A 25,214-nucleotide genomic window follows, 5' to 3' on the forward strand; every position below is an offset into this window, starting at 1 on the left:
AGGGCGGATCCGGCGTACGGTGGCGGAATGGTCAGCATCCCCACGGTCTCCCTCAACGACGGCACCGCGTTCCCGCAGCTCGGTCTCGGCACCTACAACCTCCGCGGCGAGGACGGCACGCAGTCGATCGTCACCGCGATCGAGGGTGGCTACCGGTTGCTCGATTCGGCCGTCAACTACGAGAACGAGCGCGAGGTCGGCGAGGCCGTGCGGCGCAGCGGCATCCGGGACGACCTCATCGTCACGACGAAGGTCCCCGGTCGCGATCACGGCTACGACGAGACCCGCCGCAGCGCCGAGGGATCGCTTGAGCGTCTCGGACTCGAGCGCATCGACCTGTACCTCATCCACTGGCCCAACCCGAGCGTCGACAAATACGTCGACACCTACCGCGCGATGGTCGATCTGCAGAAGGAGGGGCGCGTCGGATCGGTCGGCGTCTCCAACTTCACCGAGCCGATGCTCGCCCGGATCATCGAGGCGACCGGCGTCGTGCCGACGGTCAACCAGGTCGAGCTGCACCCGTACTTCCCGCAGGCGCACCTGCGGGCGTTCCACGCCTCGCAGGGCATCCGCACCGAGAGCTGGAGCCCGCTCGCCCGGCGCTCGGAGCTGTTGAGCGAGCAGGTCGTCATCGACACCGCGGCCGCGCACGATGTCACGCCGACGCAGGTCGTCCTCCGCTGGCACGTTCAGCTCGGCAGCACGCCCATTCCGAAGTCCGCCGACCCCGCCCGCCAGGCCGAGAACGCCGACGTGTTCGAGTTCTCGCTGACGGACGACGAGATCGCCGCGATCTCGGCCCTCGAGCGCGGCCGGTTGTGGGACGGCGACCCCGACACCCACGAGGAGATGTGAGCATGGGTGGACTCGTCGGCTGGCATCTGCTGATCCTCCTCGGAGTCGTCGCGATGATCGCGCTGCTCGTCTGGGGGATCTACTGGATCGTGCGGCTCGCCGCGCGCCACGGAAGTGAGGATGCCGCCGACCGTCGGTCACGCGTGGGCTAGCGCTCAGGCGAGATATCCCCACCAGCCGTCGCGCAGGTCGACGGCCCAGTCCGCGTGGCGGAGCACCGGCATCCCCAGGATGAGCTCGAACGGCGGATCGTCCGGTCGGGTGAGCCCCGCGATGTCGGCGACGGCGGCGATCGATGGAGCGAGCCGGCGACCTCCGATCGTCACCTCCGGGAGCAGGACGAGTGGAAGTTCGTTCGCGGCACCCGAGGCATCCGTCCCCTCCGCCTCACCCGCAGGGCGGAAGTGTTCCGGATGCCGCGCCACGACGCCCCGGTCGATGACGCTCACGCTCGCGCCCGAGTCCCAGATGGCCGGCCATACGCCGCCCGCCCAGGCGACGTCGACGTAGGGATGGCCGCGCGAGGACTGCACCAGGGCCCGCCGCTCGTCCACAGGCGAGTCGGCGTCGAGCTCGAGCAGCGCGGCGTCGAAGCGGAAGTCCAGCCGGTGGCGACGCAGCACATCGAGCCCGAGCAGCGACGGCGCCGCGGGATTCGGTTCGAGGTCGAACACCGGCCGCTCGACCTCGAGGTCGCCGATGCGCAGCTCACGCGCGGTGACGCGCTCTGTCGACCCGGCCCGGGAAAAGACCCCGCCGCCGCCCGGGTCCTGCGGTGTCAGCCGCTCGAGCCCGGCCGTGAGCGGACCGTCGACGAGGCCGCTGCGCGCGCCGCCGGTGTCGACGATGAGGCTGTGGATCGTGCCGTCGATCTCGGCCACCACCCGCACCGCGATCGCGTCGGGCAGGTCCGGATCGGCATCGAGGTCGAGCGGGATGACGGTGCTCACGGCATCACCCTAATGACCGCTCAGAGCGACTGCAGCAGCGCCCGCATCCGGCGGAGCACCTCGTCGAGGTGATCGGTCAGAGAGGCGCCCGCGGGCTCGGATGCCCATGCCTCCAGTGCTGCCTGCAGGGCTTCGACGGTGACTCCGGCGATCGCCGCCGCCGTCGCCTCGTCCTCGCCGCGACGGCGGAAGCCCTCCCGGATGGCGTCCCGCAGATCCGCCTGCTTGCGCAGGTCCCGTTCGCGCAGCGCCGGCTCGGACGCGATCACCCGACGGGCGAAGCGCATCTCGGCACGCCGGGGCTCGAAACGCTCGCGCGCCAGCATCCGAAGACCGCCCGTCACGACCTGCATCGGGTGCGCGTCCCGCGGCGCCTCGGAGATGATGCGGGTCGCGATCTGCGGGATCTCGTCGTCGTCGAAGAAGACCTCGCGCTTGTCGCTGAAGTGGCGGAAGAACGTGCGACGCGTCACACCGGCCCGGTCGACGATGTCGGGCACGGTGGTCGCCGCGTAGCCGCGCTCCTCAAAGAGCGAGAGCGCCGCCGCTCGCAGTCGTTCCCGGGTGTCCGGTGCCCATCTGGCCATCCGGACAGCATAGTGACGACACCCTGTGTCATGCGAGGTACAGTGATGACACCACGTGACATCACGACCGGAGGAACCGACATGCCCCGACACCACGACGCCGCCGTCCTCGCCGCGCCCCGCGCGCGTCTTTCCGTCGAGCGGATGCCGACGCCCGACCCGGCGGCACGCGAGGTCCTCGTGCGCGTCCACGCCGTCGCGGTCAATCCGGTTGACTGGGTCATCCAGGGCACGGGTTCGGTCACCTACCGGTGGCTGCCGACGCCGGCGGTACTCGGCTCCGACGTCGCCGGCGACGTGGTCGCTATCGGCTCCGAGGTCACGCGGTTCCGCGTCGGTGATCGTGTCTTCGGGCTCGCGACGGGAACGGATCGCGGTCGCGATTCCCGGCGCGAGGGCGCGTTCCAGCGGTACACGACGCTCCTGGAACACCTCACGGCCCCCATCCCGGACGGCATCTCGGACGTGGAGGCCTCCGTCCTTCCCCTCGGGGTCTCCACCGCCGCGTGCGCGCTGTTCCAGCCGCGCCACCTCGGACTGGCGATCCACGACCCCGCCGAGGCGCGTCCTCGCGACCGCGGCGTCGTCGTCGTGTGGGGCGGGTCGACGAGCGTCGGTATGAACACGATCCAGCTCGCCCGCGCGGCGGGATACGACGTGGTCAGCACGGCGTCGCCGCGAAACGCCGACCTCGTCAGGTCGCTCGGTGCCGACGTCGTCGTCGACCACGGTTCCCCCGGCGCCGTCGATGAACTTGTGGCGGGAATCGGCGGGCGCCCCGTCGTCGGTGCCGTGGCCCTCGGCGAGACGTCGACCGCCGGATGCATCGAGGTGCTGCGTCGAACGGGCGGTTCGGTGCTCGCGATGGCGAGCATGCCCGTTTCGCTCGCCGAGCTTGCAGGGCGCCGCCGGCTCTTCCCCGCGATGCTGCCCACGTTCGCACGCCTGGGGCTGAGGACGCTTCTGCTGAACGCTCGCGCGCGTCGGGCTGGCATCCGAGCCGCCTTCATCTGGGGGACGAGCCTGCGCGACGACGAGATCGGGCGCCGGCTGTGGGGGCGACTGCTGCCGCAGTGGCTGGCGGACGGCACCGTCCGTCCGCTGCCCGAGCCGGTCGTGGCCGGCGACGGGGTGGGTGCGATACAGGAGGCGCTGGATCGTCAGCGCGCGGGGGTCTCTGCGCGGAAGATCGTCGTGACCCTCTGAACCGGAGCGGATCGCCCGGCGATCACACCGGGATCTCGACGAGGCGGAACCAGCGGCCGGTTGGCTGCAACCGGGCGAGAACGGGAAGGAAGTGCGGATCGCTGACGTGACCGTCGAACTCCACGTCCGCGATCTCGCCGTCAAGGTAGACGAGGGCGAGCGCGAGGACCCGACCGGTCGCATCCCCCACGACGGAGGATGCCTCGGTGTCGATCTCGTCCCACAGGTCCTCGTTGAGCGCATCGGCGAAGGCGGGTCCGACCGGGCTCCACGACGCATGCGTCCACTCGTAGATCCGGGCGTTCGCCGCCTCGATCACCGTCCGGTCGACCGCGTCGACGGCGATCGCAGCCGGATCGGCGCGCAGGGCGGCCCGCGCCGTGGTCGTCGACTCCGCAGGCGGCACGACCTGGATCGTCCGTGCGCCGAGCGCGTCGGCGAAGGCGAGCGCGGGGTCGTCCACGTATGCGCGTGTCATGAGGGGGAGGGGCGCGGCGCGAAGGCCTGTGAGGTGCCGGACGGCGGCGGTGCCGATCCCGCGACGGCGGTGCGCGGGGTGCACCACGACGTCCACCCAATAGCGGTCGCCGTGCACGCGGCTCGTCCACATGATCCCGACGGCGACGATCTCGTCGGTCTCCAGGGCCACGGCGCGGGTGTGCTCGCCACGCCACAGATCTGGTCGGAGCTCATGCCCCGCCGTCCACGCGGGAGCGGAGGTCAGGTCTGACTCGCGCAGCGGTCTGAACTCCACCGGAGGATCCTTCCGCGCGTTGGGGTCAGAGCTGGGCGCCGTCGTCGTCACGGTCGTAGATTCCCTGGTTCCGCCCGCGGCGCGACTCGTAGGCGATGAGCCACCCGATCGAGATCGCCGCCGCCAGGACGAGCCCGACCCACACGTTCTGCCAAATGAGTCCGAACAGGATGCCGCCGGCGAACAGCAGAACCGTCCCGAGGATCCAGAATCCGCGTCCTCGCTGTCGCTGCACCATGCGGCCAGCCTACGGTTCCCGTCGCCCGGCGCTCGCGCATCGGACCGCAGACGGTTACTGTGACGCGCATGAGGCTCATTCGTCCGGAGCTGGCCGACCACGTCGTCCACGCGAGCGTCGACCGGCCGGGTGTGGAGCGCCCGGTGCTCCTGTGGCATCACGGCTCCCCGCAGACCGGTGCCGTCCTGCCGCCCGTGGCCGCAATGGCGGATGCCGCAGGCTTCGACGTCGTCTCCATCGCCCGCCCGGCGTACGGGGGAGCGCCCCGCCTGCCCGGGCGAAGCGTCCGTGAGGCGGCCGCACGGGTCGCCGACGTGTTGGACATCCTCGACCTTCGGGACGCCGTGTCGGTGGGAGCCTCCGGGGGCGGCCCCCATGCCCTCGGCGTCGCTGCACTCTCACCCGAGCGCGTCGCCGGCGTCGTCACCCTCGCGTCGATCGCCCCGTTCCGTCCCGGCGACGCGTCGTGGTTCTCGGGCATGGCCGATCCGTCCGGTCTTCGATCCGCCACCGCGGGGATCGCGTCGCGCACGGCTCACCTCGAGGTCGAGGAGTTCGATCCGACCAGCTTCGTCGAGGCGGACTACCGCGCGCTCGAAGAGACATGGGCGTCGCTGGGCGAGGACGTCGCGGCATCCGCGCAGTGGGGGTCGGACGGATTGGTCGACGACGACGTCGCCTTCACCCGGCCGTGGGGGTTCGCGCTCGCCGACGTCGTCGCTCCGGTGATGGTCCTGCAGGGCGAGCTCGATCGCGTTATCCCGCCGTCGCATGCGACGGCGATCGCCGGCGGCATCCCTCAGGCGACGCTGCTGCGGATCCCTGACGTCGGACACATCGCGGTCCTCGACCATTTGCCCGCCGCACTCGCTGCGCTCCAGCGGATCTGACGGTCAGCGGCCCCGGTGGTCCTCCGGGGCGAGGCGGGGACCGCGTCGCGGCTCGATGACGCCACTGGCCCCGATGAGGCGGATGACCCGCTGCCGCTGTCCCTTCCACGGCTCGAGGAGTTCCCGCATCCCGTCGTCGTCGACGCGTGAGCCGGTCAGCGCGTAGCCCACCTGATGGGCGACGTGGTAGTCGCCGAAGCTGACCGCGTCGGGGTCGCCGAAGGCGCGGATGCGGGTCTCGGAGCTCGTCCAGACGCCCACGCCCGGCAGGCTCGTGAAGACCCGGTCGCGGTCGTCTCCCGTCGTGGCCGCGGCGGCGGCACGCTCGATCGAGGCGCGGCGGCGTGCGGCGTCGACGATCGTGCGCGACTGCGGCGGTTCGAGGCCGGCGCGGTGCCACGACCAGCTCGGTATCATCCGCCAGTCCGCCGGCGGTGCGTACATCTGCCGCGGTGTCGGGCCGGGCGCGGCGTCGCCGTAGCGGGTCAGGATCCAGCGCCACGCCCCGAAGGCCTGCAGCCCCGTGACCTTCTGCTCGAAGACGCTGCTGACGAGTGCGTCGAAGACGAGGTCGGTCGCCCCGATCCGCAGGTCGGGCCGCCGGTGGTGGGTCGCCGCGATGAGCGGATGCCGAGACGCATCGAAGTCGCCGGGGTCGTCGTCCGCGCCGCACAGCCGCGGCAGCTGGTCGAGTGTCCACGCGGCACCCGGTCCCCAGGCGGCCGCCCGGACCGTTCGCAGACCCGGGCGGATCGCGATCGTCGCGAGCCCCTCGGGAGTACGGGTCGCCCGCCAGATGACGCCGTCCGCCGTGGTCTGCGACGGGTCGTGCGCTCCGCGCTGCTGATACCGGATCGCGCCCGCCACGTCGGTGAGGACCTTCGGGCGGTACTCCGCCTCGAGCGGCTTCAGGTGCGAGGACGGCGACGGATGCGGCATCCGTTCACGCAGTCCCGACCTCATGCCGACACCCTACGTCCGGGCGCCGACAGCGGCCTGATCAGAAGCGGTCGGGCGAGGGGGTGCCGTGGCCGTAGCGGATCACGACGTCGGCGTGCCGGTCGAAGCGGTAGCCGATGCCGCGCACCGTGCGGACGATGTCCTCGTAGCGGCCGAGCTTGGAGCGCAGGCGGCGGACGTGGACGTCGATCGTGCGCTCGCCGGGAGCGTCGTCGCCGTCGGTGTGGCTCCACAGCGATGAGACGAGCTCGGTGCGCTCGATGGTGCGGCCCTCGCGCAGCACGAGGTACTGCAGCAGCTCGAACTCCTTGAAGGTGAGCGACGCGGTCTCGCCGTCGATGTGCACGCGGCGACGGGAGATGTCGATCGTCACGCCACCGGGCACGTGCTCGTCGAGGGGCTCTTCGGGCTTGGTGCGGGCGACGGCGGCGGGCTCGTGCAGGGCGAGTCGCACGACGTCGACGTCGCGGCCACCGGCGCCGACCGGGGCGAGGGCGACCGTCGCGTGGGTCTCGGCAGACGGGGCGAGCTCGGCGATCGTCCGGCGGAGCGCATCGACGATGACCGAGAGGCTGACGCCGTCAGCGGCGGCCTTCAGCTCGTCGAGACCGACGTAGAGGGCGAACCCGCGGGGGGCGGTGCCGGCGGGGAGTCCCTTGGGAGCGGGGCGCTCCGTCACAGGCGGCGTGGCGATGTCCTCGACGGCGCGGAGGTGACGGGGAGCGGCGGGGGCGGAGAGGAGAGCGGAGGTCGACATGGCGATGTCCTTCGAAGGGGGAACCCGGAGCGGGACGCGGGTTCGAGAGTGTTGCGCGGGTGGCCTCGCATAGGCCGATGTGCGAGAAACCGGCATCCGCGTTGTGGGCGGCAAAGCTGGAGTCTCGGGGGTCGGACTCGCCGTGTTCAGAAACGGCGGCGCGACCCGGCGGGGATCACCGTGTCAGCGACACATTCGGCAACACATGACAGCACGCTGCGGCATCATGATGCCGGCAGTTCCGTTCGCCTCCCGGGCGGACAGAGTGCGTGCGAAGTCAGTCATGTGGCCGATTATGACGAACCGCGTCGGGATGTGTCAAACCGCCCGGCCCCGAGGAGCGCCGCATGACGGAATGTGACAGATTGCTCAATCCGTCGGAGATCGTGTGTGGCACCCGGCGATCGGCGTAGCGTGAGCGCATGAGCGAGCTGATCTTCACCGACGAGAAGGATGCCGCGCGGTACAGCCTGCACCGCGGCAAGGATCTCGTCAGCATCCTCGATTACAACGACGACGGCACGACGATCGCGTTGACCCGTGCGTACACGATCCCCACATTCCGTGGGTCCGGGTACGCGGGAGAGTTGGTGCGGCGGGTGGTGTCGGATCTCGAGCGCCGTGGTGATCGGCGCGTCATCCCCGTCTGCTGGTACGTCGCCGACTGGTTCGACGCGAACCCGGGTCACGAGTCTCTCCTGAAGGAGCGGCGGACGGCCTAGGCCTCACCGGGCTTCGGATCGCGGATCCGCCAGCCCAGGTTCTCGAGCGCTCCCTTGAGCCTGTCGGCTGCGGCCCGGGCGACTGCTGTCGACTCGTCGGAGCAGACGTCGATCGCGAGCGGCGGGGGGTCGGCGAACTTGGGGATCTGGACTTCCGCCCACGCGCCGGGGGAGAGGCTCACGCGCGGATACGCGGTACGCGCGTGCTCGACGACACCGTCGCACGCGAACGCGATCGTCTCCAGAGCGTCGGGCTTCGTGATCGGCAGATCGACGACGAGGGTCACCACGAACGGCCCGCCCGCCGTGTCCCGACCGTGTCCCGACATCCCGCTCCCTCCGCCCCGTCCTCTTCGTTCGTAGTCGCGACCCGGCGACCGGGTCAAGCCCATCGACCGCCCGACGCATCCGGGCGAGCATGGCTAAACGACCACGACGAGGAGACGGCCATGGACAACGACGCAACCGACCGGACGAGCGAAGCGGCCGCCGCCGGTGGATGGGCGGAGGAGGACACCGCCGTCGTCGCCTCCGGTGCCGTCACGAATGAGCAGAAGGAAGCGGCCGACGAGGCCGATCGGGGCCGGGGCGACGGTGCCCCGATGCCGGAGCCCGCATCCGACCAGTTCGTCGAGAGCGCCGAGATCCAGCAGGGCCTCGACCCCGACGTGCTGACGGATGAGCAGGCGGATCGTCGCGCCGAGTGAGCCCCCTGGTGGACGCGGACACGCGGGCGTACCGTGACGGCCATGTGCCGCAACATCGTTCCGCTCCACAATTTCGAGCCGGCGGCGACGGATGCCGAGTGCTGCGATTCCGCGCTGCAGTTCGTCCGCAAGATCAGCGGGATGAACAAACCGTCTCAGGCGAACACCGAGGCGTTCGACCGCGCCGTCGACGAGATCGCCGCGGCGACGCGACGGCTCCTGGACGACCTCGTGTCGACGGTCCCTCCGAAGGATCGCGATGAAGAGGCGGAGAAGCGTCGTGCCCGGTCCGCGGACCGCTACGAGGCCCTCCGGGAGTTCCAGGACCGGAAGAAGGCGGAGCGCGTCGCCGCATCCTGAGATCGCCCTCGTCCGCTGGGCTGCCGGTAGCGTGGGACGGTCATGACATCGCCTGTTACAGCCAGCATCCCCCTGTCCTCCTCGCAGCGCTGGCGGGCGTTCTGGGTTTGCGTGTCGGTAGCCGCGTTCACGATCCTCGACCTCAGCAAGGTCAACGTCGGGCTCCCCGCCATCGAGACCTCCCTCGGTGCGACCTCGACCCAGCTGCAGCTCGTCGTCTCGGGGTACATCCTCACCTTCGGCCTCGCACTCGTCCCGTTCGGCCGCCTCGGAGACCAGCGGTCGCGCAAGGCCCTCTTCATCATCGGCCTCAGCCTCTTCACCCTCACGAGCGCCGCGTGCGCACTCGCGCCGAGCATCGAGGTGCTCATGGCGGCCCGACTCGTGCAGGGCATCGCGGCCGGCATACAGATGCCGCAGGTCATGGGCACGATCCAGCAGCTGTTCACGGGCAAGGAACGCGGCCGCGCGTTCGGCCTCTTCGGTGCGACGATCGGCATCGCGACCGCGTTCGGACCCACCCTCGGCGGACTGATGATCGCGATCGGTGGAGAGACCGACGGGTGGCGCGGCATCTTCTGGTTCAACGTGCCCCTCTGCCTGCTCGTGCTCGCCGGCGTCATCTGGCTGCTGCCGCAGACGCGCACCGCGAGCGGAAAGCGCCTGCAGCTCGATCCGATCGGCATCGTCCTCTTCGCTTTCACGGTCATCTCGTTGATGTGGCCGTTCCTGTTCACGACCGGCTCGCCCGATGACGACCCCAACCGCTGGTGGCTCCTGACGGCCTTCGTCCTGTTCGCGACGCTGTTCTTCTGGTGGGAGCGGCGGTACGCGGCATCCGGCCGTCAGCCCCTCATCCCGTTCCGGATGTTCCGCATCCCCTCGTATCGAAACGGCACGTTCGTGGTGGTCGCCTACTTCACCGCGATCCCGCCGATGTTCCTGCTGGGGACCCTGTTCCTGCAGATCGGTGTGGGTCTCGAGCCGGTCTTCGCGGGCATGGTCTCGATCGGCTTCGCGGTCGCGAGCGCCTTCTCGTCGTATTACGGCGGACTGCTCGTCAACCGGTTCGGTCGCCAGCTGGTGACCATCGGGCTGCTGACCGTCCTCGTCAGCGTCGTGGCGCTCACGATCGTGGCATACACGATGCCGCCCGAGACCGTCGCCTACGGCATGGCCGCCGCGCTTCTGGTCGCGGGCGCGGGAGGCGGCCTCGTGGTATCGCCGAACCAGACCCTCACCCTGTCCGAGATCCCGGTCCGGGAAGGCGGACTCGCGGGTTCCGTCGGCCAGCTCGGCCAGCGCGTGGGCACCGCCGTCGGTACCGCCATCGGGCTGTCCCTGTTCTACGCGACGATCTACCGCGAATCGGGTGCCGGCCTCGAATCCCTCGCCGTCTTCCACGACGCGTACGCCTACGGGATGGCGGCGGTCGGGCTCTTCCTGGCGATCGCGACCCTCATCTCGGTCGTCGACCTGATCAACCTGCGTCGTCGAGGAGCGGTGTCGCCCGCCTCCGAGTGACGCCTGCGCGGCACGCCTCGGCGGCGATGTCGGAGCCTCGACCTAGCGTGTGAGCATGCGCATCCTGCACACCTCCGACTGGCACATCGGGCGGACCTTCCACGGTCACTCCACGCTCGATGCGCTCCGAGGTGTGCTGAGCGAACTGACGGCGCAGGTCCGCGAGCACGGCGTCGACGTCGTGATCGTCGCGGGTGACGTGTTCGACTCCGCGACTCCGGCCGCCGCGTCGTACACGCTCCTGTCCGACGTCCTCCGCGGCATCGCCGACGCGGGTGCACGGGTCATCGTCACGAGCGGCAACCACGACTCCGCGGCGCGGCTCGGGTTCCAGGCAGGGCTGCTGCGCGACGGCATCCACGTCCTGACCGATCCGGATGCCGTCGGTACCCCGCTCACGATCGAGGACGCCGACGGGCCGGTGCGGTTCTACGGCATCCCGTACCTCGAGCCGGCGCTCCTGCGTCACCGGTGGGAGGGGGTGCGGACCCAGGCCGCCGTCCTCGGGCGGGCGATGGACCTCGTCCGCGCCGACCTCGCCGAACGGGGCGGGCGGTCGGTGGCGATCGCGCACTGCTTCGCCGCGGGCGTCGAGCCGACGCCTCAGCTCGAGCGCGACATCCAGCAGGGCGGTCTCGACGTCGTGCCGCTGTCGACCTTCGACGGTGTCGACTACATGGCGCTCGGGCACATCCACGGGCGGCAGCGTCTGTCCGAGAGTGTCCGCTACGCCGGCGCGCCTCTGCACTACAGCTTCGGCGAGGGCGACAAGCCCCGCGGCTCCTGGCTCATCGACCTGGATGCCGACGGCCTCGCCGGCGTCGAGTGGCTCGACCTGCCGGTTCCCCGTCGCCTCGTGACGCTCCGCGGTCCGTTCGCCGAGATCCTGACCGACGAGGCGCTCGCCGAGCATGCGGAGGCATGGGTGTGCGTCGAGTACACCGACGACCTTCCCGAGGCCGACCCGCTCCGTCGGCTGCAGCAGCGGTTCCCCTTCTGCGCGAAGGTCGTGCACGCGCCTGCCAAGGTCCGCACCGGCGACACGGCGACCTACGTCGACCGCGTCCGCGCGGCGCGCTCCGACCGCGAGTTGGTCGAGGCCTTCCTCGAGCACGTGCGCGAGGGGCAGGGGGCGACCGAGCGCGAGGCCGGCCTCATAGACGAGGTGCTCGACGAGCGCGTCCGCCAGGAGGCGATGGCGTGAAGCTGCACCGCCTCGAACTCACCGGGTTCGGGCCGTTCCGCGAGCGTCAGGTCGTCGACTTCGACGCGTTCGACGACGACGGTCTCTTCCTGATCTCGGGGCGCACCGGCGCCGGCAAATCCAGCATCCTGGACGGCGTCAGCTTCGCCCTCTACGGCTCGGTACCGCGCTACGAGGGCGGCGACCGGCGTCTCCGGAGCGACCACAGCTTCCTCACCGACCCGACCGAGGTGCGCCTCGAGTTCACGGTCGGGGGCACCCGCTGGCGCGTGACGCGGGCGCCCGAATACGAGCGGCCGGCCAAACGCGGCGGCGGTCTGACCCTCGAACCGGCGCGCGCCGAGCTCGAGGAGTGGGTCGACGACCGGTGGGTCGGACGTGCCGCAAAGCAGCGCGAGGTCGGGATCGCCCTCGACGAGGTGCTCGGGCTCAGCGCGCAGCAGTTCCAGCAGGTCATCCTGCTCGCGCAGAACAAGTTCTCCCGGTTCCTGCTCGCGGCCAACGCTGAACGCCAGCAGCTGCTTCGCACCCTCTTCGGGACCAAGCGCTTCGAGGCGTACAAAGACGCTCTCGACGAGCGACGGCGCGACGCGCAGAAGCGGCTCGACGAGACCGGCGCCCGGGTGCGCACACTCCTCGAGGTCGCCGAGCGCGAGGTCGCGGCCCACGACCTCCACGGGACCGATACGGGCGACGCGCCCCTCGAATCCGACGTCCTCGGACGTAAGGACGCCGTCGAGCGCGCACTCGCCCGAGCCGAGTACCGGGTCGACGCCCGCGGTAACGAACGAGCGGTCGCGACGTCCCGGGCCGAGGCGGCGGCCGCCGAGCATCGGCGGCTCGTCCAGATCGCGGAGCGTCTCGCCGACCTCCGAAGAGCGCGCACGGATCTCTCCGCGCGCGAGTCCGAGTCCGCCGAGATCGACGCCCTTCGGGGGCGCCTCGACCGCGCACGCGCTGCGGAGGCGCTGCGCGCTCCCGTCGAGAACGCGACGCGTGCGGCGGGAGTGCTGGCTGCGGCGCAGACGGATCGTCGTGCCGCAGAGGACGCCTGGAACGCCGCGGGCGGTTCGCCGGACGACGACCTCGCCGCGACGGTCGACGATCTCACGAGCCGCATCGCCCGCGCCCAGGCTGCCGCCGAGGCGGAGCGGGATGCCGCGGCCCTCGGTGACGCGCAGCAGCGTCGCCGCGACGAGCTGGCCGGCTTGGACGAGGCACTCCGCGACCTGGATGCCGTGCTCTCGGCCGTTCCCGAGCGCAGGCAGCGCGCGGCGAAACAGCTCGCAGAAGCCCGCGCCATCGCGGGGCGGCACGATGACCTCGCCGCCTCGCGCATCGATCTCGCCGCGCGACTCGACGCCGCCCGGTCGCTCGAGCGGCTGACTCCCCGCGCGGCCGACGCCGACGCCGCGTACGTCGACGCCAACGCGGCCTCCGCCGCGGCATCAGCTCGCGTCGGAGAGCTGCTCCGCCGCCGCTTGCGCGGGTATGCGGGCGAGCTCGCGGCATCCCTCGCCGACGGTGAACCGTGCGCGGTCTGCGGCTCGACGGCGCACCCCCGCCCGGCCGTGCACGACAGCGAACCGGTCACCGACGACGACCTCGCGGCCGCCGAGAAGGCGCGGGACGACGCGGCAGCGGCGGAGAAGGATGCCGCGAGGGCGGCCGCCGCAGCGCGAGAAGCCGTCACGACGGCCGCGGCCACGGCAGGCGGTCGCGGGGCCGACGATCTGGCTGCCGCCCTGGCCGACCTCGACGACGAGCTCGCGGCCGCTGCGGCGGCGCGTTCGCGCGTCGACGAACTGACGCGCGACGCCGAGCAGATCGACGCGCTCGAGGCAGACGCCGTCCGCGAAACAGCTGCTCTTCGAGAGCGCGCGGGCGCTCTGCGCGAAGAGCTCGCGACGGTCGAGGGCACGCTCCAGACCGCGCGGCGAGCGGTCGAGGCGGCGCGCGGCGATCACGAGAGCGTCGCCGCGCGCATCGCCGCCGATGAGGAGCTCCGCCGTCTCGCTGCGCGTCTGCTCGAAGCCCGTCGTGACGAGCAGACCCGTCGAGAGGCGGCGGACGCCGCCGCGGGCGACCGCGACGCGCGCATCGCCGACACGGTGTTCGAGACCCTCGACGACGTCGTCGCGGCGTTGCTGCCGGCCGACGAGACGAGCCGACTCGCGCATCGGGTCGAGGAGCATGCCGCCGCCCTCACCGCCGCGCGGGCGCGCGCTCTCGAGCTCGAACTCGAGACCGTCGACGCGCACGTCGAGCCCGAAGCCCTGGCCGCCGCGGCACGCGCAGCGGCCGAGGCGGACGAGGCCCGCTCCGCCGCGATCACCGCCGAGGCCGACTCCGTCAACGTCGCGACGGGCCTGCGCGACCTGGTCGAGCGCATCGACGCCGCCGCGGGCGCCGTTGCGAGCCAGGCCGAGGATGCCGCCGCGATCACGCGTCTCGCCGACACCGTCGCGGGCAGGGCTCCCAACACGATGAAGATGGACCTCGAGACCTTCGTCCTCGCGGCCGAGCTCGAGGAGATCGTCGCCGCCGCGAACCTGCGCCTGGCCGAGATGTCGTCGGGCCGGTACACCCTGCGTCACTCCGATGCGAAGCAGGCTCGGGGCGCGGCATCCGGTCTGTCCATCGAGGTCCTCGACGCGCACACGGGACGGCTCCGCTCGCCGCAGTCGCTCTCGGGCGGCGAGACCTTCCTGGCCTCGCTCGCGCTCGCCCTGGGACTCGCCGAGGTGGTCACGTCGCGTGCCGGCGGCATCCGGCTCGACACGCTGTTCATAGACGAGGGCTTCGGCTCGCTCGACCCCGAGACACTCGAGCTCGCGATGCGGACGCTCGACGAGCTGCGTGCCGGCGGCCGTATCGTGGGCGTCATCAGCCACGTCGAGGCGATGAAGGAGCAGATCCCCGCCCAGCTCGTCGTCGAGGCGACCCCCGAAGGCCCCAGCATCGTCCGGCAGGACGTCGTGGCGCAGCCCTTAGGCTGAAGGCATGAGAAAAGGCACGATCTGGACCATCCTCGGCGTCGTCGTCGCGGTGATCATCGCGTGGATCGTCGTCGACATCGCACTCAAGGCGATCTTCCTCGTCGGCAAGCTCCTGCTCGTCGCCGTCGTGGCACTGATCGTCTTCTTCGTGCTGCGTTCGCTGTTCAGCCGCCGGGACGCCTGAGCCCTCTCGCGGACGTCAGACGCCGTACAGCTCGCTGATGCGCTCGCGCAGCTGACCGCTGCAGATCGCGACGGCGTCACGCCAGTCGGTGATCGCATCGTCCTGCGCGCTGTCCGAGACCGCCTTCAGGATGCGGATCGGCACGCCGAACTGCTGGGCCACCCAGATGTAGGCGTATGCCTCCATGTCGACGAGTGTTCCGCCGAGGGCGCGGATCGCCTCGACCGTGTCGGCGTCGTCGACGAAGTGGTCGCCCGTCGCGATCGTCGTCCCCTCGCGGCCGGCGATCGACACCGTCGGCGGCAGCGAGACGTGCTGACCTGCGACGCCGTCGACGTCCGACACGTCGTGCTGCAGCGCGGTGGTCACCTCGTGCACACCCACCGTCTCGGCATCCACCGATCCGGCGGTGCCGACGACCACGATCTCGTCGTAGCTCGCGCGGTCCAGCGCTCGCGTCAGGGCGTACGTGGCCTGCAGCTTGCCGGGCCCGGTGACGAGCCGGTCGAAGCCGGGGAGCTCCTCGGGGAAGGCGACGAGTTCGGAATCCAGAGCGGCGACGAGGAGCTTCACCGACCCATCATCCCACCGTGGATCAGGACGCTTCGCCGGGGAAGGCCGCATCGAGCTCCGCGAGCCACGCCGTCGCGTTGCCGTCGGACGGTGCACGCCAGTCGCCGCGCGGCGAGAGTGAGCCGGCGGGCGACACCTTCGGCGCGTTCGGGACGGCGCTGCGCTTGAACTGCGCGAACCCGAAGTAGCGCTTCAGGAAGACCCGCATCCACCGCACGATGGTCGCGCGGTCGTAGGCGAATCGGTCGTCGGCAGGGAAGCCCGGAGGCCACGCTCCGGTCTCCGCATCCGACCAGGCGTGCTCGGCGAGGAAGACGATCTTCGACGGGCGGAAGCCGTAGCGGAGCACGTGGAAGAGCGTGAAATCGTGCAGGGCGTACGGCCCGATCGTGCTCTCGGTCGACTGGACTTTGCCGTCCTGACCGGCCGGCACGAGCTCGGGGCTGATCTCGGTGTCGAGGACGGCCTGGAGCACCTCCTTCGCACGGTCGGTCAGAGTCGCGCCCGACTCGTCGCTGTGCGCGATCACCCAGCGGATGAGGTGCTGGATGAGGGTCTTGGGCACGCCCGCGTTGACGCCGTAGTGGGCCATGTGATCGCCGACGCCGTAGGTCGCCCAGCCGAGGGCGAGCTCCGACAGGTCCGACGTGCCGATGACCACGCCGCCGCGCTGGTTGGCGAGGCGGAACAGGAAGTCGGTGCGGGCGCCGGCCTGCACGTTCTCGAACGTCACGTCGTAGACGGGCTCGCCCTTCGCGAACGGATGCCCGAGCCCGGCCAGCAGCTCGGTCGCCATCGGACGGATGTCGATCGTCTCGATCGTCGCGCCGATCGCCTCGGCGAGGGCGATCGCGTTCGACTTCGTGTGCTCGCCGGTCGCGAAGCCCGGCATCGTGAAGGCGAGGATGTCGCTGCGCGGGCGTCCCATGCGGTCCATGGCGCGCGCGACGACGAGGAGGGCGTGGGTCGAGTCGAGCCCGCCCGAGACGCCGATCACGGGCTTCGGCTGCCCGATCGCGCGGAGGCGCTGCTCGAGACCCGACACCTGGATGTTGAAGGCCTCGTAACAGTCGAGGTCGAGGCGGGCGGGGTCGTCCGGCACGAAGGGGAACCGGTCGAGCGGGCGGCGGAGCCCCGAGACGGATGCCGCGGGCCCGACCGTGAAGGGGATGCGATTCGACCAGGTGGATTCGCTGCGGGCGTTGTCCTCGAAGGTGCCCTGACGCAGGCGGTCCTGGCGGAGGCGATCGAGGTCGATGTCGGCGATCGCGTGCCGCGGTCCGTCGGGGAAGCGCTCGGTCTCGGCGAGGAGCGTGCCGTTCTCGTAGATCAGCGTCTGCCCGTCCCACGAGACGTCGTTCGTCGACTCGCCCTGGCCGGCGGCGGCGTACACGTAGGCGGCGAGGCAGCGGAAGGACTGCGACTGCGCGAGGACGCGGCGGTCCTCGGCGCGGGCGATCGTGATCGGGCTGCCCGAGAGGTTCAGGAGGACGGTCGCGCCGGCAAGGGCCGCGTGCGAGGACGGCGGCACCGGCACCCAGAAGTCCTCGCAGATCTCGGCGTGGACGACGAGTCCGGGGACGTCGGTCGCCTCGAAGAGCAGGTCGGTACCGACCGGCACCTCGTCGCCCGCAAGCGTCACGGTGTCGGGTGCGCCGTCGCCGCGTGCATACCAGCGGGATTCGTAGAACTCGCGGTAGGTGGGCAGGTGCGACTTGGGCGCGACGCCGAGCACGCGCCCGCGGTGGATGACGACGGCGCAGTTGTAGAGCCGGTTCTGGATGCGCAGCGGTGCGCCGACGACGAGGAGGGGGGAGAGGTCGACGGATGCCGCGACGAGCGCCTCGATGGCCGTGAGGACGGCGTCGAGCACGACGTCCTGCATGACGAGGTCCTCGATCGCGTACCCCGAGAGGCAGAGTTCGGGGAAGACGGCGACGGCCACACCCTCGTCGTGGCAGGCGCGGGCGCTGGTCAGGACCGCCTCGGCGTTGGTCGCCGGATCGGCGATCGCAACCGGCACCGTGCACGCGGCGACGCGCGCGAAACCGTGCCGGTAGGGGTTCTCGAACGGGAAGTCCTGGGTCACGGCTCCAGTCTGTCAGGTGCCCGCCCGCGTGCGGCAGCCTGTGCTTTCATCGTCAGGTGCCCACCCGTGCCGGCGGATACCCGCCGCTCCCGCCGCCGTATCCGCTCCCGAAGGACTGGCGGGTCGGCAGGCCCACCCGCATCCGTCCGTGGACCGTCGTTATCTACAGCCTGGTCGTGCTCGGGAGCGCCGCGGCGCTCGCGTTCGCGGTACTCGGCGGGAACGTCGGTGCCGCGACGTGGTGGGTGCTCGTCTTCGCGGGCGCGACGCTCGGGTTCGGCGTCCACTTCGAGCGCGCCGGCGGTGAACGGGGCATGCCGGAACTCCTCAACGCGGTCGCCCTGACGCGAGCGGAGAAGCGCCCTCCCGACTCGTGGGTGCACTTCTTCCGCGAGCGCGGTGCCGGGTCGTGGGTGAGTGCGTGGTTCACCGTGGCGGGCGTCGTGTCGACCGCGGCGTTCGTCTGGGCGATCGTCCGGTCCGTGACGACGGATGCCGCCCTCGCCCTCATCTGGCTCATCCCGCTGCTCCTGGGGGCTCTCGTGGTCCTCCTGGCGGGTAGCATCGCGATCGTCTCGACGTGGCGCGCGGCATCCTTCGGTCGGCTGCCGATCGGCGTCGGGATCGGACCGTCGGGCGTGACCCGCTACTACCTCGACGACACGGACGACATCGACTGGTCCCGCATCGCGCGCGTCGCTCCGACGGTGTGGGCCGTCGACGAGACGACGGGGGACTTCACCCCGTCCGTCGAGCTGCGCGCCGCCGACGACGAGATCCTGCTCGACCTGAACGTCAGCGGCTTCCGCGCCCACGCGTGGCTCATCTACGCCTCCATCCGGTTCTGGGCGGAGCATCCCGAGATGCGCCACGAGCTCGGGACGACGTTCGCGCAGCAGCGCATGGACGTGTGGCGTCGCGGCATGCTCGGGAAGAGTGTCGGCGACCGCGGATAGTGTCGATTCCCGAGAGGGGATCATGCGATATATCGAAGACGACGGCCGGATCGTCTGGAGCGCGAGCGACCTGAAAGCCGCGGCCGAGTGCGAATTCGCCTGGCTGCGGGCGATCGACGCGAAGCTCGGCCGGATCGCGGCGGTCGACGACCCGGAAGACCTCACCCTCGAACGCGCGGGCCGCCTCGGCACCCAGCACGAGCGGCGGGTGTACGAGGCCTACCGCGCCGCGCACCCGGGGGCGGTCGCCGAGATCCCCGAGACCAGGTCGTCGGATGCCGCGGGCCTGGCGGCGGCGGTCGCCGCGACCGATGCGGCTCTCGCCGACCCCGCCGTCCACGTCGTCTACCAGGCGGCGTTCTCGACCGACGAGTTCGTCGGCTTCGCCGACTTCCTCGTCCGCGGCGACGACGGCCGCTGGATCGTGCAGGACACCAAACTCGCTCGCCACGCGCGGGTCACGGCCCTCATGCAGCTGGCGGCATACGTGGATCAGCTCGACCGACTCGGTGTTCCCCGCGCCGACGAGGTGCAGCTGCTCCTCGGCGACGGCACGACCTCGACGCACGCCGTCCGCGACCTCATGCCGGTCTTCTCACTGCGACGCGAGCGCCTCCGCGCGCTCATCGCCGACCGGGATCTCGCCGCCGGTGCGGCAGGCGAGCCCATCCCCTGGGGCGATGACCGCGGCGAGCTTCGGGTCGTCGCGTGCGGGCGGTGCGCGACCTGCGATCTCGAGGTCGTTTCCCACCGTGACCTGCTGCTGGTCGCCGGCATGCGTCCCGTCCAGCGCGACCGCCTCCGCGCGGCGGGCATCACGACGATCGACGACCTCGCGGCATCCCGCGAAGCTCCTCCTCGGATGTCGTGGGACACGTTCTCGGGGCTCCGGACCCAGGCGCGCCTGCAGCTCGAGAGCCCCGCCGGCGGCGTCGACGACGCCCCCGCCGGGACGGCGCCCGCGACCCCGACGTTCGACGTCGTCTTCCCCAAGGCCCTGGGGGCACTGCCACGACCCGACCACGGCGACCTGTTCTTCGACTTCGAGGGCGACCCGCTCTATACCGAGGGCGCGGCCGTGCAGTGGGGGATCGATTACCTGTTCGGCTGGGTCGACGAGACCGAGCAGTACTCCGCGCTGTGGGCCCACTCGTTCGCCGACGAGAAGCGCGCGCTCGAGGACTTCCTCGAGTTCGTCGCCGTCCGCCGCCGCGCCCACCCAGGCCTGCACATCTACCACTACGCGCCGTACGAGCCGACGCACCTGCTCGCCATGGCGGCACGGCACGGCGTGGGCGAAGCGGCCGTCGATCGGCTGCTCCGCGACGGAGTGTTCGTCGACCTCTACCCGATCGTCCGGCGTGCCCTGCGCGTCGGCTCGCGGTCGTACTCCATCAAGAAGCTCGAACCGCTCTACATGGGCGACGAGGTGCGCACGAGCGACGTGCAGCGCGGGGACGACTCGATCGTCCGCTACGTCGAGGCTCGCGGATTGCAGGATGCCGGCGATGACGAGGCCGCCCGCATGATCCTCGACGACCTCGCCGACTACAACCGCTACGACTGCGTGTCGACGCGTCGACTGCGCGACTGGCTCGTGGAGCGGGCCCGAGAGGCGAAGCTCGTGCCCTCGCGGGAGCCCGACGCCGGCGAAGCCGTCTACGAGCCCTCGCCGCACGCCGATTCGCTCGCCCGGTTCGCTGCCGACGCCGAGGACGAATCGGTCGCGCAGGCGCTCCGACTCGGGGCGGCGGCGATCGACTACTACCCGCGCGAGGCGAAGACCTTCTGGGCGACGCATTTCCTCCGCCTCCGCGAACCGGTGTCGGTCTGGGAGGACACCCGCGACGTCGTGGTCGTTGATCGCGACCGCTGCCGGGTGCTCACCGACTGGCACCGTCCGGAAGGGCTGACCGCCGTCCGCCGTGTCGTCGAGATCCGGGGCGAGTTCGCCCCCGGCACGCGGGTGACCGTGGGGCAGAGCCCGTACGCCGTCTACGAGCTGCCGGCGCCGTTCCCCATCGAGACGAGCCCGCGGTGGATCCACGCGGCGCGGTCCATCTCCGTCGTCGACGTCCTCGACGACGGTGTCGTGATCGAGGAGAACGCCTATCAGGGGTTCACCTGGCAGGAGTTGCCCGTCGCGCTCACGCCGCCCGCGCCACCGCGAGCAGGCAGCCAGCAGGCCGCCATCGACGAGTGGGCCGACGCCGTGCTGGCCGCGGCGCCGGCATTGCCGACCGATCCCGCGACCGACCTGCTGCTCCGCCGCCCGCCGCGCCGTGAGACTCCGTTGCCGCGCACCGGCGACGACGTCGCCGACATCTCCGCGGCGCTCGCTGAGGCGACCGACGGCTACCTCGCCGTGCAGGGCCCTCCGGGGACGGGCAAGACCTACGTCGGGTCGCACGTCGTGGCGCGCCTCGTTCGCGAGCGCGGCTTCCGCGTCGGCGTCGTCGCGCAGTCGCACAACGTGGTGGAGCACATGCTCGACCGGATCGTCGAGGCGGGGGTGGATGCCGCGCAGGTCGCCAAGGCGCCCAAGGGGCCGGCCACCGGGCAGGAACGCTTCACCGTCATCGCCAAGAATCAGCTCGCCGCCTACATCGACTCCCAGCCTGCGGGGTTCGTCGTGGGCGGCACGGCATGGGACCTCACCCACACCGGACGGGTCGGGCGCCGCTCGCTCGATCTGCTCGTCATCGACGAGGCGGGTCAGTTCTCGCTCGCCTCGACCATCGCGGTCTCGGCCGCCGCGAAGCGGCTGCTGCTCCTCGGCGACCCGCAGCAGCTGCCTCAGGTCAGCCAGGGCACCCACCCCGAGCCCGTCGACACGTCGGCACTCGCGTGGGTGATGGACGACCATGCGGTCATCCCGGCAGATCGCGGCTACTTCCTCGCCCGCACGCGACGGATGCGGCCGGAGGTCGCCGAACCCGTCTCGCAGCTCGCCTACGAGGGCCGACTCGAGGCCCACCCCGACACGACGCTCCGGCGGCTCGAGGGCGTGCCTGCGGGCGTGATCCCCGTGCCGATCGCCCACACGCGCAACGCGACGCAGTCACCTGAGGAGGCGGAGGAGGTCGTCCGGATCGTCCGCGACCTCAGCGGTACCCCCTGGTCCGACGGCGACGCCACCCGTCCCCTCGCGCCCGAGGATGTCATCGTCGTCACGCCCTACAACGCGCAGCAGGTGCTCGTCGAAGAGGCGCTCGTCGCGGCAGGGTTCCCCGGCGTGCGCGTCGGGACGGTGGACCGGTTCCAGGGACAGGAGGCGGCCGTCGTCGTCGTCTCGCTCGCGGCGTCGTCGGGTCGCGATGCGCCGCGCGGGCTCGAGTTCCTGCTGCTGCAGAACCGCATCAACGTCGCCGTCTCGCGTGCGATGCACACGGCCTACGTCGTCTACAGCACGGGCCTGCTCGACGACCTGCCGCGCACGCCCGACGGGGTCGCGCGTCTCAGCGCGTTCGCCCGTCTGGTCGAGACGGCATCAGCCGAGGGGGCGGTGCCGCCTCGGACCGAACTGCCTCAGACGGTGCCGCCTCAGACCGTTCCGTAGAGACGGTCGCCCGCGTCGCCGAGGCCGGGGACGATGTAGCCCTTCTCGTTGAGGCGCTCGTCCATCGCGCCCAGCACGAGGGTCACATCGCGGTCGCCGACCTGCTTCTCGATGGCGGCGACGCCTTCCGGGGCGGCGAGGATGCAGACCGCGGTGACGTCCTGCGCGCCGCGCGCGAAGAGGAAGTCGATCGCGGCACCGAGCGAGCCGCCGGTGGCGAGCATCGGGTCGAGGACGAAGCACTGCCGATCGCTCAGGTCGTCGGGAAGCCGTTCGGCGTACGTGTACGGCTCGAAGGTCTCCTCGTTGCGAGCCATGCCGAGGAAGCCGACCTCGGCCGTCGGCAGCAGCGTCGTCATGCCCTCGAGCATGCCGAGACCGGCGCGCAGGATCGGGACGACCAGCGGGCGGGGCTCGCTGATCTTGAGTCCGGTCGTGCGGGTGACCGGGGTGTCGATCTCGATCTCCTCGACGCGGACGCCGCGGGTCGCCTCGTACGCGAGGAGCGTGATGAGCTCCTCCGTCAACTGGCGGAAGACCGGTGAGGTGGTGCGCTTGTCGCGCAGCACCGTGAGCTTGTGGGTGATGAGGGGGTGGTCGGCGACGTGCACACGCATGAGCCCAAGGGTACCGGGGCTACGCTGACCTCGTGAGTCTGCCCGTTCCCGCCGCCGATGATGCGGCGATGACGAGGGCGCTGGAACTCGCGGCATCCGCCCCCGCCCACGGTGATGTCCCCGTCGGTGCGGTGGTCACGCGGGCGGGCGAGGTCATCGGCGAAGGTCGCAACCTGCGCGAGCGCGACGGCGACCCGCTCGCGCATGCCGAGATCGTCGCGCTGCGGGCCGCGGCATCCGCTCTGGGGTCCTGGAACCTCGAGGACTGCACCCTCGTCGTCACCCTCGAGCCCTGCGTCATGTGCGCCGGGGCGATCCTGCAGACGCGCGTCGGCCGGGTCGTGTTCGGTGCCTGGGATGAGAAGGCCGGCGCCGCCGGATCGGTTCACGATCTGCTGCGCGACCGCAGGATGCCGCACCGCGCCGAGGTCCTCGGCGGCGTGCGGGCCGAGGAGGGTGCGACGCTCCTGCGCGCGTTCTTCGACGAGAAGCGCTGATCCCGCGCGTCAGTCGGACGAGCTGAGGATGATCGCCTCGGTCGGCGGGGCGGGGGATGCCGGCGACCCGATGTACCCCGTCAATTCGAGCAGCGCGCGACGGAAGACCGCGGGACGCTCGAGGTGCGGCGTGTGGCCGACGCCGGGGAGCGCGAGCTCGGTGGCGACACCCCCGGCATCCGTGTAGCGGCGCAGGACCTCACGGGTCTGCGACACCATCGGCTGGGCGGGCGCGATATCGGCGCCGGGCCAGTCCGGCAGGATGCCGAGCGCGCCGAGGTGGTTCGGGTCGGAGAAGGATGCGTCCGACACGATCGGGTCGAGGACGCCGCGCACCCACAGGATGGTCGGCTTGACGGGCAGCTCGACGATCGCCGACACGTCGAAGTTCGACGGCGCGAGCGCGTTGAGCACGCCGAAGCGGCCCGGAGCGTATCCGGGCCAATGCGGGCTGGTGACGGCCTCGCCGGGGTAGTTGCCGGTCGCCGTCGAGGTCGACAGCATCGCCTCGACCCACAGGTCCTCGTGCTCGGTGGTGAACCCCTCCGCCACGAAGGACGAGCGGAAGATGCTCCGCGGCGAGGTGGGGGACTCCTCGTCGGATTCGCGGGCGTTGAGTCGGCGCACGAACTCCGCGTTCGCCATGCCCGCGCCGCAGCCGGCGTCGTCGTCGGTCAACCGGGTGCCGTCCAGGCGCGTGCCGCCGAGCCCGTAGGGCGAGATGGGGGACTCGAGCAGAATCGTCCGCACGGGGTGGTCGAGGGCGAACTGCAGAGCGACCGCTCCGCCGAGATCCCAACCGACGAGATGCGGTGCGTCGATGCCGAGCTCGGCCAGCGCGACGGCGACGTCGTCACTGAGGTCGCGGACGCCGCGGCTCGCTTCGACCGGCATGTGCTCCGTACCGCCGAACCCACGCAGATCGACCGCGACGACGCGGAACTCCGCAGGCAGGTCCTGCATGAGCTCCTGCCAGACGAGGGCGGAGGAGAGCCCGCCGTGCAGGAGGACGACGGTGCGGTCGGGCGCGGTGCCGGGGTCGTCGCCGATGCGCTCGAGGATGTTGACGCCCAGGCGGTCCGTGTCGATGATGCGGGACGAGATTCCGTCGAGGAGGGTCATGACCCGATGATAGGCGGCCGCCGCATCCATGCCGAGGGCGTCGATGACAGGATGGGTCCATGACGCACCACCTCCCGCCCGTCGCCATTCTCGGAGCAGGTTCGATGGGGGGTGCGATCGCCCAGGGCATCTCACGCTCGGGAGAAGCATCGTCGGTCGTGGTGACCAACCGCACCGCCGCCAAGGCCGGCGAGCTCGACGGGCTCGACGCCGTCACCAGCGTGGCGCTGGCGGACGAGCCGAGCGCGAACACGGATGCCGCGGCATCCGCCGACATCGTCCTCATCGGGGTGAAGCCCGCCATGGTGCCCGACGTGCTGCGCGAGATCGCGGGCGCGCTGCGCCCCGGGACGATCGTGGTGAGCCTCGCGGCGGGCGTCACGATCGACACCTTCGAAGCGATCGTCGGCCCCGGCATCCCCGTCATCCGTTCGATGCCGAACACGCCGGCCGTCGTCGGCAAGGCCGTCACGGGCCTTGCTGCCGGCTCGACCGCGACGCCCGAGCACGTCGCCCTCGTGCGGCGGCTGTTCGAGACGTGCGGCGTCGTGATCGAGGTTCCCGAGGCGCAGATCGACGCGCTCTCGACGATCTCGGGGTCGGGCCCGGCCTACGTGTTCCTGCTCGTCGAGGCCCTCACCGAAGCCGCGCGCGGCAAGGGGTTCGACGAGGCCGATGCGCGGCTCATGGCCGAGCAGACCTTCATCGGGGCGACCGCGCTGCTCGCGGCATCAGGGGAGGATCCCGCCGAACTCCGCCGCCGCGTCACGAGCCCGAAGGGGACGACCGAGCGCGCCATCGGCGTCCTGCAGACGGGGAACCTCGACGGTCTCTTCGCGCAGGCGACGGATGCCGCGCTGGCCCGCGCGCGCGAGCTGGCGACCGGCGTCTGAGGCCGGCG

At 71.3% G+C, this 25,214-nt stretch carries 26 protein-coding genes; 15 read left to right on the plus strand and 11 right to left on the minus strand.

What is annotated here, in order from left to right; genetic code table 11:
- Positions 1-27: 27 nt before the first annotated feature.
- Both Q9S78_RS04630 and Q9S78_RS04635 read left to right on the plus strand, forming a co-directional pair.
- Entirely contained in the window at positions 28-858 is an 831-nt protein-coding gene (locus tag Q9S78_RS04630; protein WP_020098019.1) for an aldo/keto reductase, read from the plus strand.
- Between the two features lie 2 nt (positions 859-860).
- Positions 861-1,010 (plus strand): hypothetical protein, encoded by a 150-nt coding sequence (locus Q9S78_RS04635; RefSeq protein ID WP_311858998.1) that lies wholly within the window; start codon positions 861-863, stop codon positions 1,008-1,010.
- Between the two features lie 3 nt (positions 1,011-1,013).
- On the opposite strand, the gene Q9S78_RS04640 is transcribed toward Q9S78_RS04635, so the two are convergent.
- Complete coding sequence (locus tag Q9S78_RS04640) at positions 1,014-1,808, minus strand: aspartyl protease family protein (RefSeq protein ID WP_311869122.1); 795 nt, start codon at positions 1,806-1,808, stop codon at positions 1,014-1,016.
- A gap of 20 nt (positions 1,809-1,828) precedes the next feature.
- A complete protein-coding gene (locus Q9S78_RS04645; RefSeq protein ID WP_311869125.1) occupies positions 1,829-2,395 on the minus strand; it encodes a TetR family transcriptional regulator in 567 nt (188 codons plus the stop codon).
- Between the two features lie 81 nt (positions 2,396-2,476).
- Between Q9S78_RS04645 and Q9S78_RS04650 the strand changes: the two genes are divergently transcribed.
- Positions 2,477-3,601, plus strand: coding sequence for a zinc-binding alcohol dehydrogenase family protein (locus tag Q9S78_RS04650; protein WP_311869128.1), 1,125 nt, complete (start codon positions 2,477-2,479; stop codon positions 3,599-3,601).
- A 22-nt stretch (positions 3,602-3,623) separates the two neighbouring features.
- On the opposite strand, the gene Q9S78_RS04655 is transcribed toward Q9S78_RS04650, so the two are convergent.
- Together Q9S78_RS04655 and Q9S78_RS04660 are read right to left on the minus strand one after the other, a co-directional pair.
- Positions 3,624-4,355, minus strand: a complete 732-nt coding sequence (locus tag Q9S78_RS04655) for a GNAT family N-acetyltransferase (RefSeq protein WP_311869130.1) — start codon at positions 4,353-4,355, stop codon at positions 3,624-3,626.
- Positions 4,356-4,380: 25 nt separating this feature from the next.
- On the minus strand, positions 4,381-4,593 hold the full coding sequence (locus tag Q9S78_RS04660; RefSeq protein ID WP_018186818.1) for a hypothetical protein: 213 nt from the start codon (positions 4,591-4,593) through the stop codon (positions 4,381-4,383).
- A gap of 68 nt (positions 4,594-4,661) precedes the next feature.
- Here Q9S78_RS04660 and Q9S78_RS04665 point away from each other — a divergent pair, with 68 nt between their 5' ends.
- Positions 4,662-5,483, plus strand: coding sequence for an alpha/beta hydrolase (locus tag Q9S78_RS04665; protein ID WP_311859007.1), 822 nt, complete (start codon positions 4,662-4,664; stop codon positions 5,481-5,483).
- A 3-nt stretch (positions 5,484-5,486) separates the two neighbouring features.
- Here the strand turns inward: Q9S78_RS04665 and Q9S78_RS04670 are convergent, their stop codons facing one another.
- A complete protein-coding gene (locus tag Q9S78_RS04670) occupies positions 5,487-6,422 on the minus strand; it encodes a DNA-3-methyladenine glycosylase family protein (protein ID WP_311869679.1) in 936 nt (311 codons plus the stop codon).
- Between the two features lie 61 nt (positions 6,423-6,483).
- Positions 6,484-7,200 carry a winged helix-turn-helix domain-containing protein gene (locus Q9S78_RS04675; RefSeq protein ID WP_018186821.1) on the minus strand — a complete coding sequence of 239 codons (717 nt, stop codon included), beginning with the start codon at positions 7,198-7,200 and terminating at the stop codon, positions 6,484-6,486.
- A 422-nt stretch (positions 7,201-7,622) separates the two neighbouring features.
- Here Q9S78_RS04675 and Q9S78_RS04680 point away from each other — a divergent pair, with 422 nt between their 5' ends.
- A complete protein-coding gene (locus Q9S78_RS04680; RefSeq protein WP_018186822.1) occupies positions 7,623-7,922 on the plus strand; it encodes a GNAT family N-acetyltransferase in 300 nt (99 codons plus the stop codon).
- Here Q9S78_RS04680 and Q9S78_RS04685 read toward each other — a convergent pair.
- Positions 7,919-8,251 carry a hypothetical protein gene (locus Q9S78_RS04685; RefSeq protein ID WP_018186823.1) on the minus strand — a complete coding sequence of 111 codons (333 nt, stop codon included), beginning with the start codon at positions 8,249-8,251 and terminating at the stop codon, positions 7,919-7,921. The two genes, Q9S78_RS04680 and Q9S78_RS04685, sit on opposite strands and share 4 nt — an antisense overlap.
- Positions 8,252-8,371: 120 nt before the next feature.
- Here Q9S78_RS04685 and Q9S78_RS04690 point away from each other — a divergent pair, with 120 nt between their 5' ends.
- Genes Q9S78_RS04690 through Q9S78_RS04715 form a run of 6 tightly spaced genes read left to right on the plus strand, consistent with a single transcriptional unit; the run spans position 8,372 to position 14,900 of the window.
- The gene (locus tag Q9S78_RS04690; RefSeq protein WP_311869133.1) at positions 8,372-8,629 is read left to right on the plus strand and encodes a hypothetical protein; all 258 of its coding nucleotides are present in this window, start codon (positions 8,372-8,374) and stop codon (positions 8,627-8,629) included.
- Between the two features lie 42 nt (positions 8,630-8,671).
- Positions 8,672-8,989 (plus strand): DUF2277 domain-containing protein, encoded by a 318-nt coding sequence (locus tag Q9S78_RS04695; RefSeq protein ID WP_311869135.1) that lies wholly within the window; start codon positions 8,672-8,674, stop codon positions 8,987-8,989.
- Between the two features lie 42 nt (positions 8,990-9,031).
- The gene (locus Q9S78_RS04700) at positions 9,032-10,513 is read left to right on the plus strand and encodes an MFS transporter (protein ID WP_311859009.1); all 1,482 of its coding nucleotides are present in this window, start codon (positions 9,032-9,034) and stop codon (positions 10,511-10,513) included.
- 55 nt (positions 10,514-10,568) lie between these two features.
- On the plus strand, positions 10,569-11,717 hold the full coding sequence (locus tag Q9S78_RS04705) for an exonuclease SbcCD subunit D (protein WP_020665440.1): 1,149 nt from the start codon (positions 10,569-10,571) through the stop codon (positions 11,715-11,717).
- Positions 11,714-14,716: an AAA family ATPase gene (locus Q9S78_RS04710; protein ID WP_311869137.1), complete on the plus strand. Its 3,003-nt coding sequence runs from the start codon at positions 11,714-11,716 to the stop codon at positions 14,714-14,716. Before Q9S78_RS04705 ends, Q9S78_RS04710 begins: the two co-directional genes overlap by 4 nt.
- Before the next feature lie 4 nt (positions 14,717-14,720).
- Positions 14,721-14,900, plus strand: coding sequence for a hypothetical protein (locus Q9S78_RS04715; RefSeq protein WP_018186829.1), 180 nt, complete (start codon positions 14,721-14,723; stop codon positions 14,898-14,900).
- A gap of 15 nt (positions 14,901-14,915) precedes the next feature.
- On the opposite strand, the gene Q9S78_RS04720 is transcribed toward Q9S78_RS04715, so the two are convergent.
- Both Q9S78_RS04720 and Q9S78_RS04725 read right to left on the minus strand, forming a co-directional pair.
- The gene (locus tag Q9S78_RS04720; protein WP_018186830.1) at positions 14,916-15,473 is read right to left on the minus strand and encodes a nucleosidase; all 558 of its coding nucleotides are present in this window, start codon (positions 15,471-15,473) and stop codon (positions 14,916-14,918) included.
- A gap of 22 nt (positions 15,474-15,495) precedes the next feature.
- Entirely contained in the window at positions 15,496-17,562 is a 2,067-nt protein-coding gene (locus Q9S78_RS04725; RefSeq protein ID WP_311869140.1) for an NAD(+) synthase, read from the minus strand.
- A 56-nt stretch (positions 17,563-17,618) separates the two neighbouring features.
- Between Q9S78_RS04725 and Q9S78_RS04730 the strand changes: the two genes are divergently transcribed.
- Both Q9S78_RS04730 and Q9S78_RS04735 read left to right on the plus strand, forming a co-directional pair.
- Positions 17,619-18,518: a hypothetical protein gene (locus Q9S78_RS04730; RefSeq protein ID WP_311869142.1), complete on the plus strand. Its 900-nt coding sequence runs from the start codon at positions 17,619-17,621 to the stop codon at positions 18,516-18,518.
- Positions 18,519-18,540: 22 nt separating this feature from the next.
- Positions 18,541-22,077, plus strand: a complete 3,537-nt coding sequence (locus tag Q9S78_RS04735) for a TM0106 family RecB-like putative nuclease (RefSeq protein ID WP_311869144.1) — start codon at positions 18,541-18,543, stop codon at positions 22,075-22,077.
- Here Q9S78_RS04735 and upp read toward each other — a convergent pair.
- Complete coding sequence (gene upp / locus Q9S78_RS04740) at positions 22,062-22,694, minus strand: uracil phosphoribosyltransferase (RefSeq protein ID WP_018186834.1); 633 nt, start codon at positions 22,692-22,694, stop codon at positions 22,062-22,064. The genes Q9S78_RS04735 and upp overlap by 16 nt on opposite strands.
- Positions 22,695-22,762: 68 nt before the next feature.
- Between upp and tadA the strand changes: the two genes are divergently transcribed.
- Positions 22,763-23,191, plus strand: a complete 429-nt coding sequence (gene tadA / locus Q9S78_RS04745) for a tRNA adenosine(34) deaminase TadA (protein WP_018186835.1) — start codon at positions 22,763-22,765, stop codon at positions 23,189-23,191.
- 9 nt (positions 23,192-23,200) lie between these two features.
- Here tadA and Q9S78_RS04750 read toward each other — a convergent pair whose 3' ends face one another.
- Positions 23,201-24,313: an alpha/beta fold hydrolase gene (locus Q9S78_RS04750; protein ID WP_311869147.1), complete on the minus strand. Its 1,113-nt coding sequence runs from the start codon at positions 24,311-24,313 to the stop codon at positions 23,201-23,203.
- A 59-nt stretch (positions 24,314-24,372) separates the two neighbouring features.
- On the opposite strand from Q9S78_RS04750, the gene proC reads away from it, so the two are divergent.
- The gene (gene proC / locus Q9S78_RS04755) at positions 24,373-25,206 is read left to right on the plus strand and encodes a pyrroline-5-carboxylate reductase (protein WP_020098032.1); all 834 of its coding nucleotides are present in this window, start codon (positions 24,373-24,375) and stop codon (positions 25,204-25,206) included.
- The last annotated feature ends 8 nt before the right edge of the window (positions 25,207-25,214 follow it).

Origin of the sequence: Microbacterium aquilitoris, from assembly GCF_031932285.1 — a bacterium.
Taxonomy (GTDB): Bacteria; Actinomycetota; Actinomycetes; order Actinomycetales; family Microbacteriaceae; genus Microbacterium; species Microbacterium aquilitoris.

Excerpts from the sequence above, each read along its gene's own strand:
- Q9S78_RS04650 (WP_311869128.1), top strand. The coding sequence starts at position 2,477 with ATGCCCCGACACCACGACGCCGCCGTCCTCGCCGCGCCCCGCGCGCGT.
- Q9S78_RS04705 (WP_020665440.1), top strand. The coding sequence starts at position 10,569 with ATGCGCATCCTGCACACCTCCGACTGGCACATCGGGCGGACCTTCCAC.
- Q9S78_RS04715 (WP_018186829.1), top strand. The coding sequence starts at position 14,721 with ATGAGAAAAGGCACGATCTGGACCATCCTCGGCGTCGTCGTCGCGGTG.
- Q9S78_RS04680 (WP_018186822.1), top strand. The coding sequence starts at position 7,623 with ATGAGCGAGCTGATCTTCACCGACGAGAAGGATGCCGCGCGGTACAGC.
- Q9S78_RS04695 (WP_311869135.1), top strand. The coding sequence starts at position 8,672 with ATGTGCCGCAACATCGTTCCGCTCCACAATTTCGAGCCGGCGGCGACG.
- Q9S78_RS04645 (WP_311869125.1), bottom strand. The coding sequence starts at position 2,395 with ATGGCCAGATGGGCACCGGACACCCGGGAACGACTGCGAGCGGCGGCG.
- Q9S78_RS04700 (WP_311859009.1), top strand. The coding sequence starts at position 9,032 with ATGACATCGCCTGTTACAGCCAGCATCCCCCTGTCCTCCTCGCAGCGC.
- Q9S78_RS04670 (WP_311869679.1), bottom strand. The coding sequence starts at position 6,422 with ATGCCGCATCCGTCGCCGTCCTCGCACCTGAAGCCGCTCGAGGCGGAG.
- proC (WP_020098032.1), top strand. The coding sequence starts at position 24,373 with ATGACGCACCACCTCCCGCCCGTCGCCATTCTCGGAGCAGGTTCGATG.
- Q9S78_RS04750 (WP_311869147.1), bottom strand. The coding sequence starts at position 24,313 with ATGACCCTCCTCGACGGAATCTCGTCCCGCATCATCGACACGGACCGC.
- Q9S78_RS04685 (WP_018186823.1), bottom strand. The coding sequence starts at position 8,251 with ATGTCGGGACACGGTCGGGACACGGCGGGCGGGCCGTTCGTGGTGACC.
- Q9S78_RS04660 (WP_018186818.1), bottom strand. The coding sequence starts at position 4,593 with ATGGTGCAGCGACAGCGAGGACGCGGATTCTGGATCCTCGGGACGGTT.
- Q9S78_RS04735 (WP_311869144.1), top strand. The coding sequence starts at position 18,541 with ATGCGATATATCGAAGACGACGGCCGGATCGTCTGGAGCGCGAGCGAC.
- Q9S78_RS04635 (WP_311858998.1), top strand. The coding sequence starts at position 861 with ATGGGTGGACTCGTCGGCTGGCATCTGCTGATCCTCCTCGGAGTCGTC.
- Q9S78_RS04665 (WP_311859007.1), top strand. The coding sequence starts at position 4,662 with ATGAGGCTCATTCGTCCGGAGCTGGCCGACCACGTCGTCCACGCGAGC.
- Q9S78_RS04675 (WP_018186821.1), bottom strand. The coding sequence starts at position 7,200 with ATGTCGACCTCCGCTCTCCTCTCCGCCCCCGCCGCTCCCCGTCACCTC.
- Q9S78_RS04690 (WP_311869133.1), top strand. The coding sequence starts at position 8,372 with ATGGACAACGACGCAACCGACCGGACGAGCGAAGCGGCCGCCGCCGGT.
- upp (WP_018186834.1), bottom strand. The coding sequence starts at position 22,694 with ATGCGTGTGCACGTCGCCGACCACCCCCTCATCACCCACAAGCTCACG.
- tadA (WP_018186835.1), top strand. The coding sequence starts at position 22,763 with ATGACGAGGGCGCTGGAACTCGCGGCATCCGCCCCCGCCCACGGTGAT.
- Q9S78_RS04630 (WP_020098019.1), top strand. The coding sequence starts at position 28 with ATGGTCAGCATCCCCACGGTCTCCCTCAACGACGGCACCGCGTTCCCG.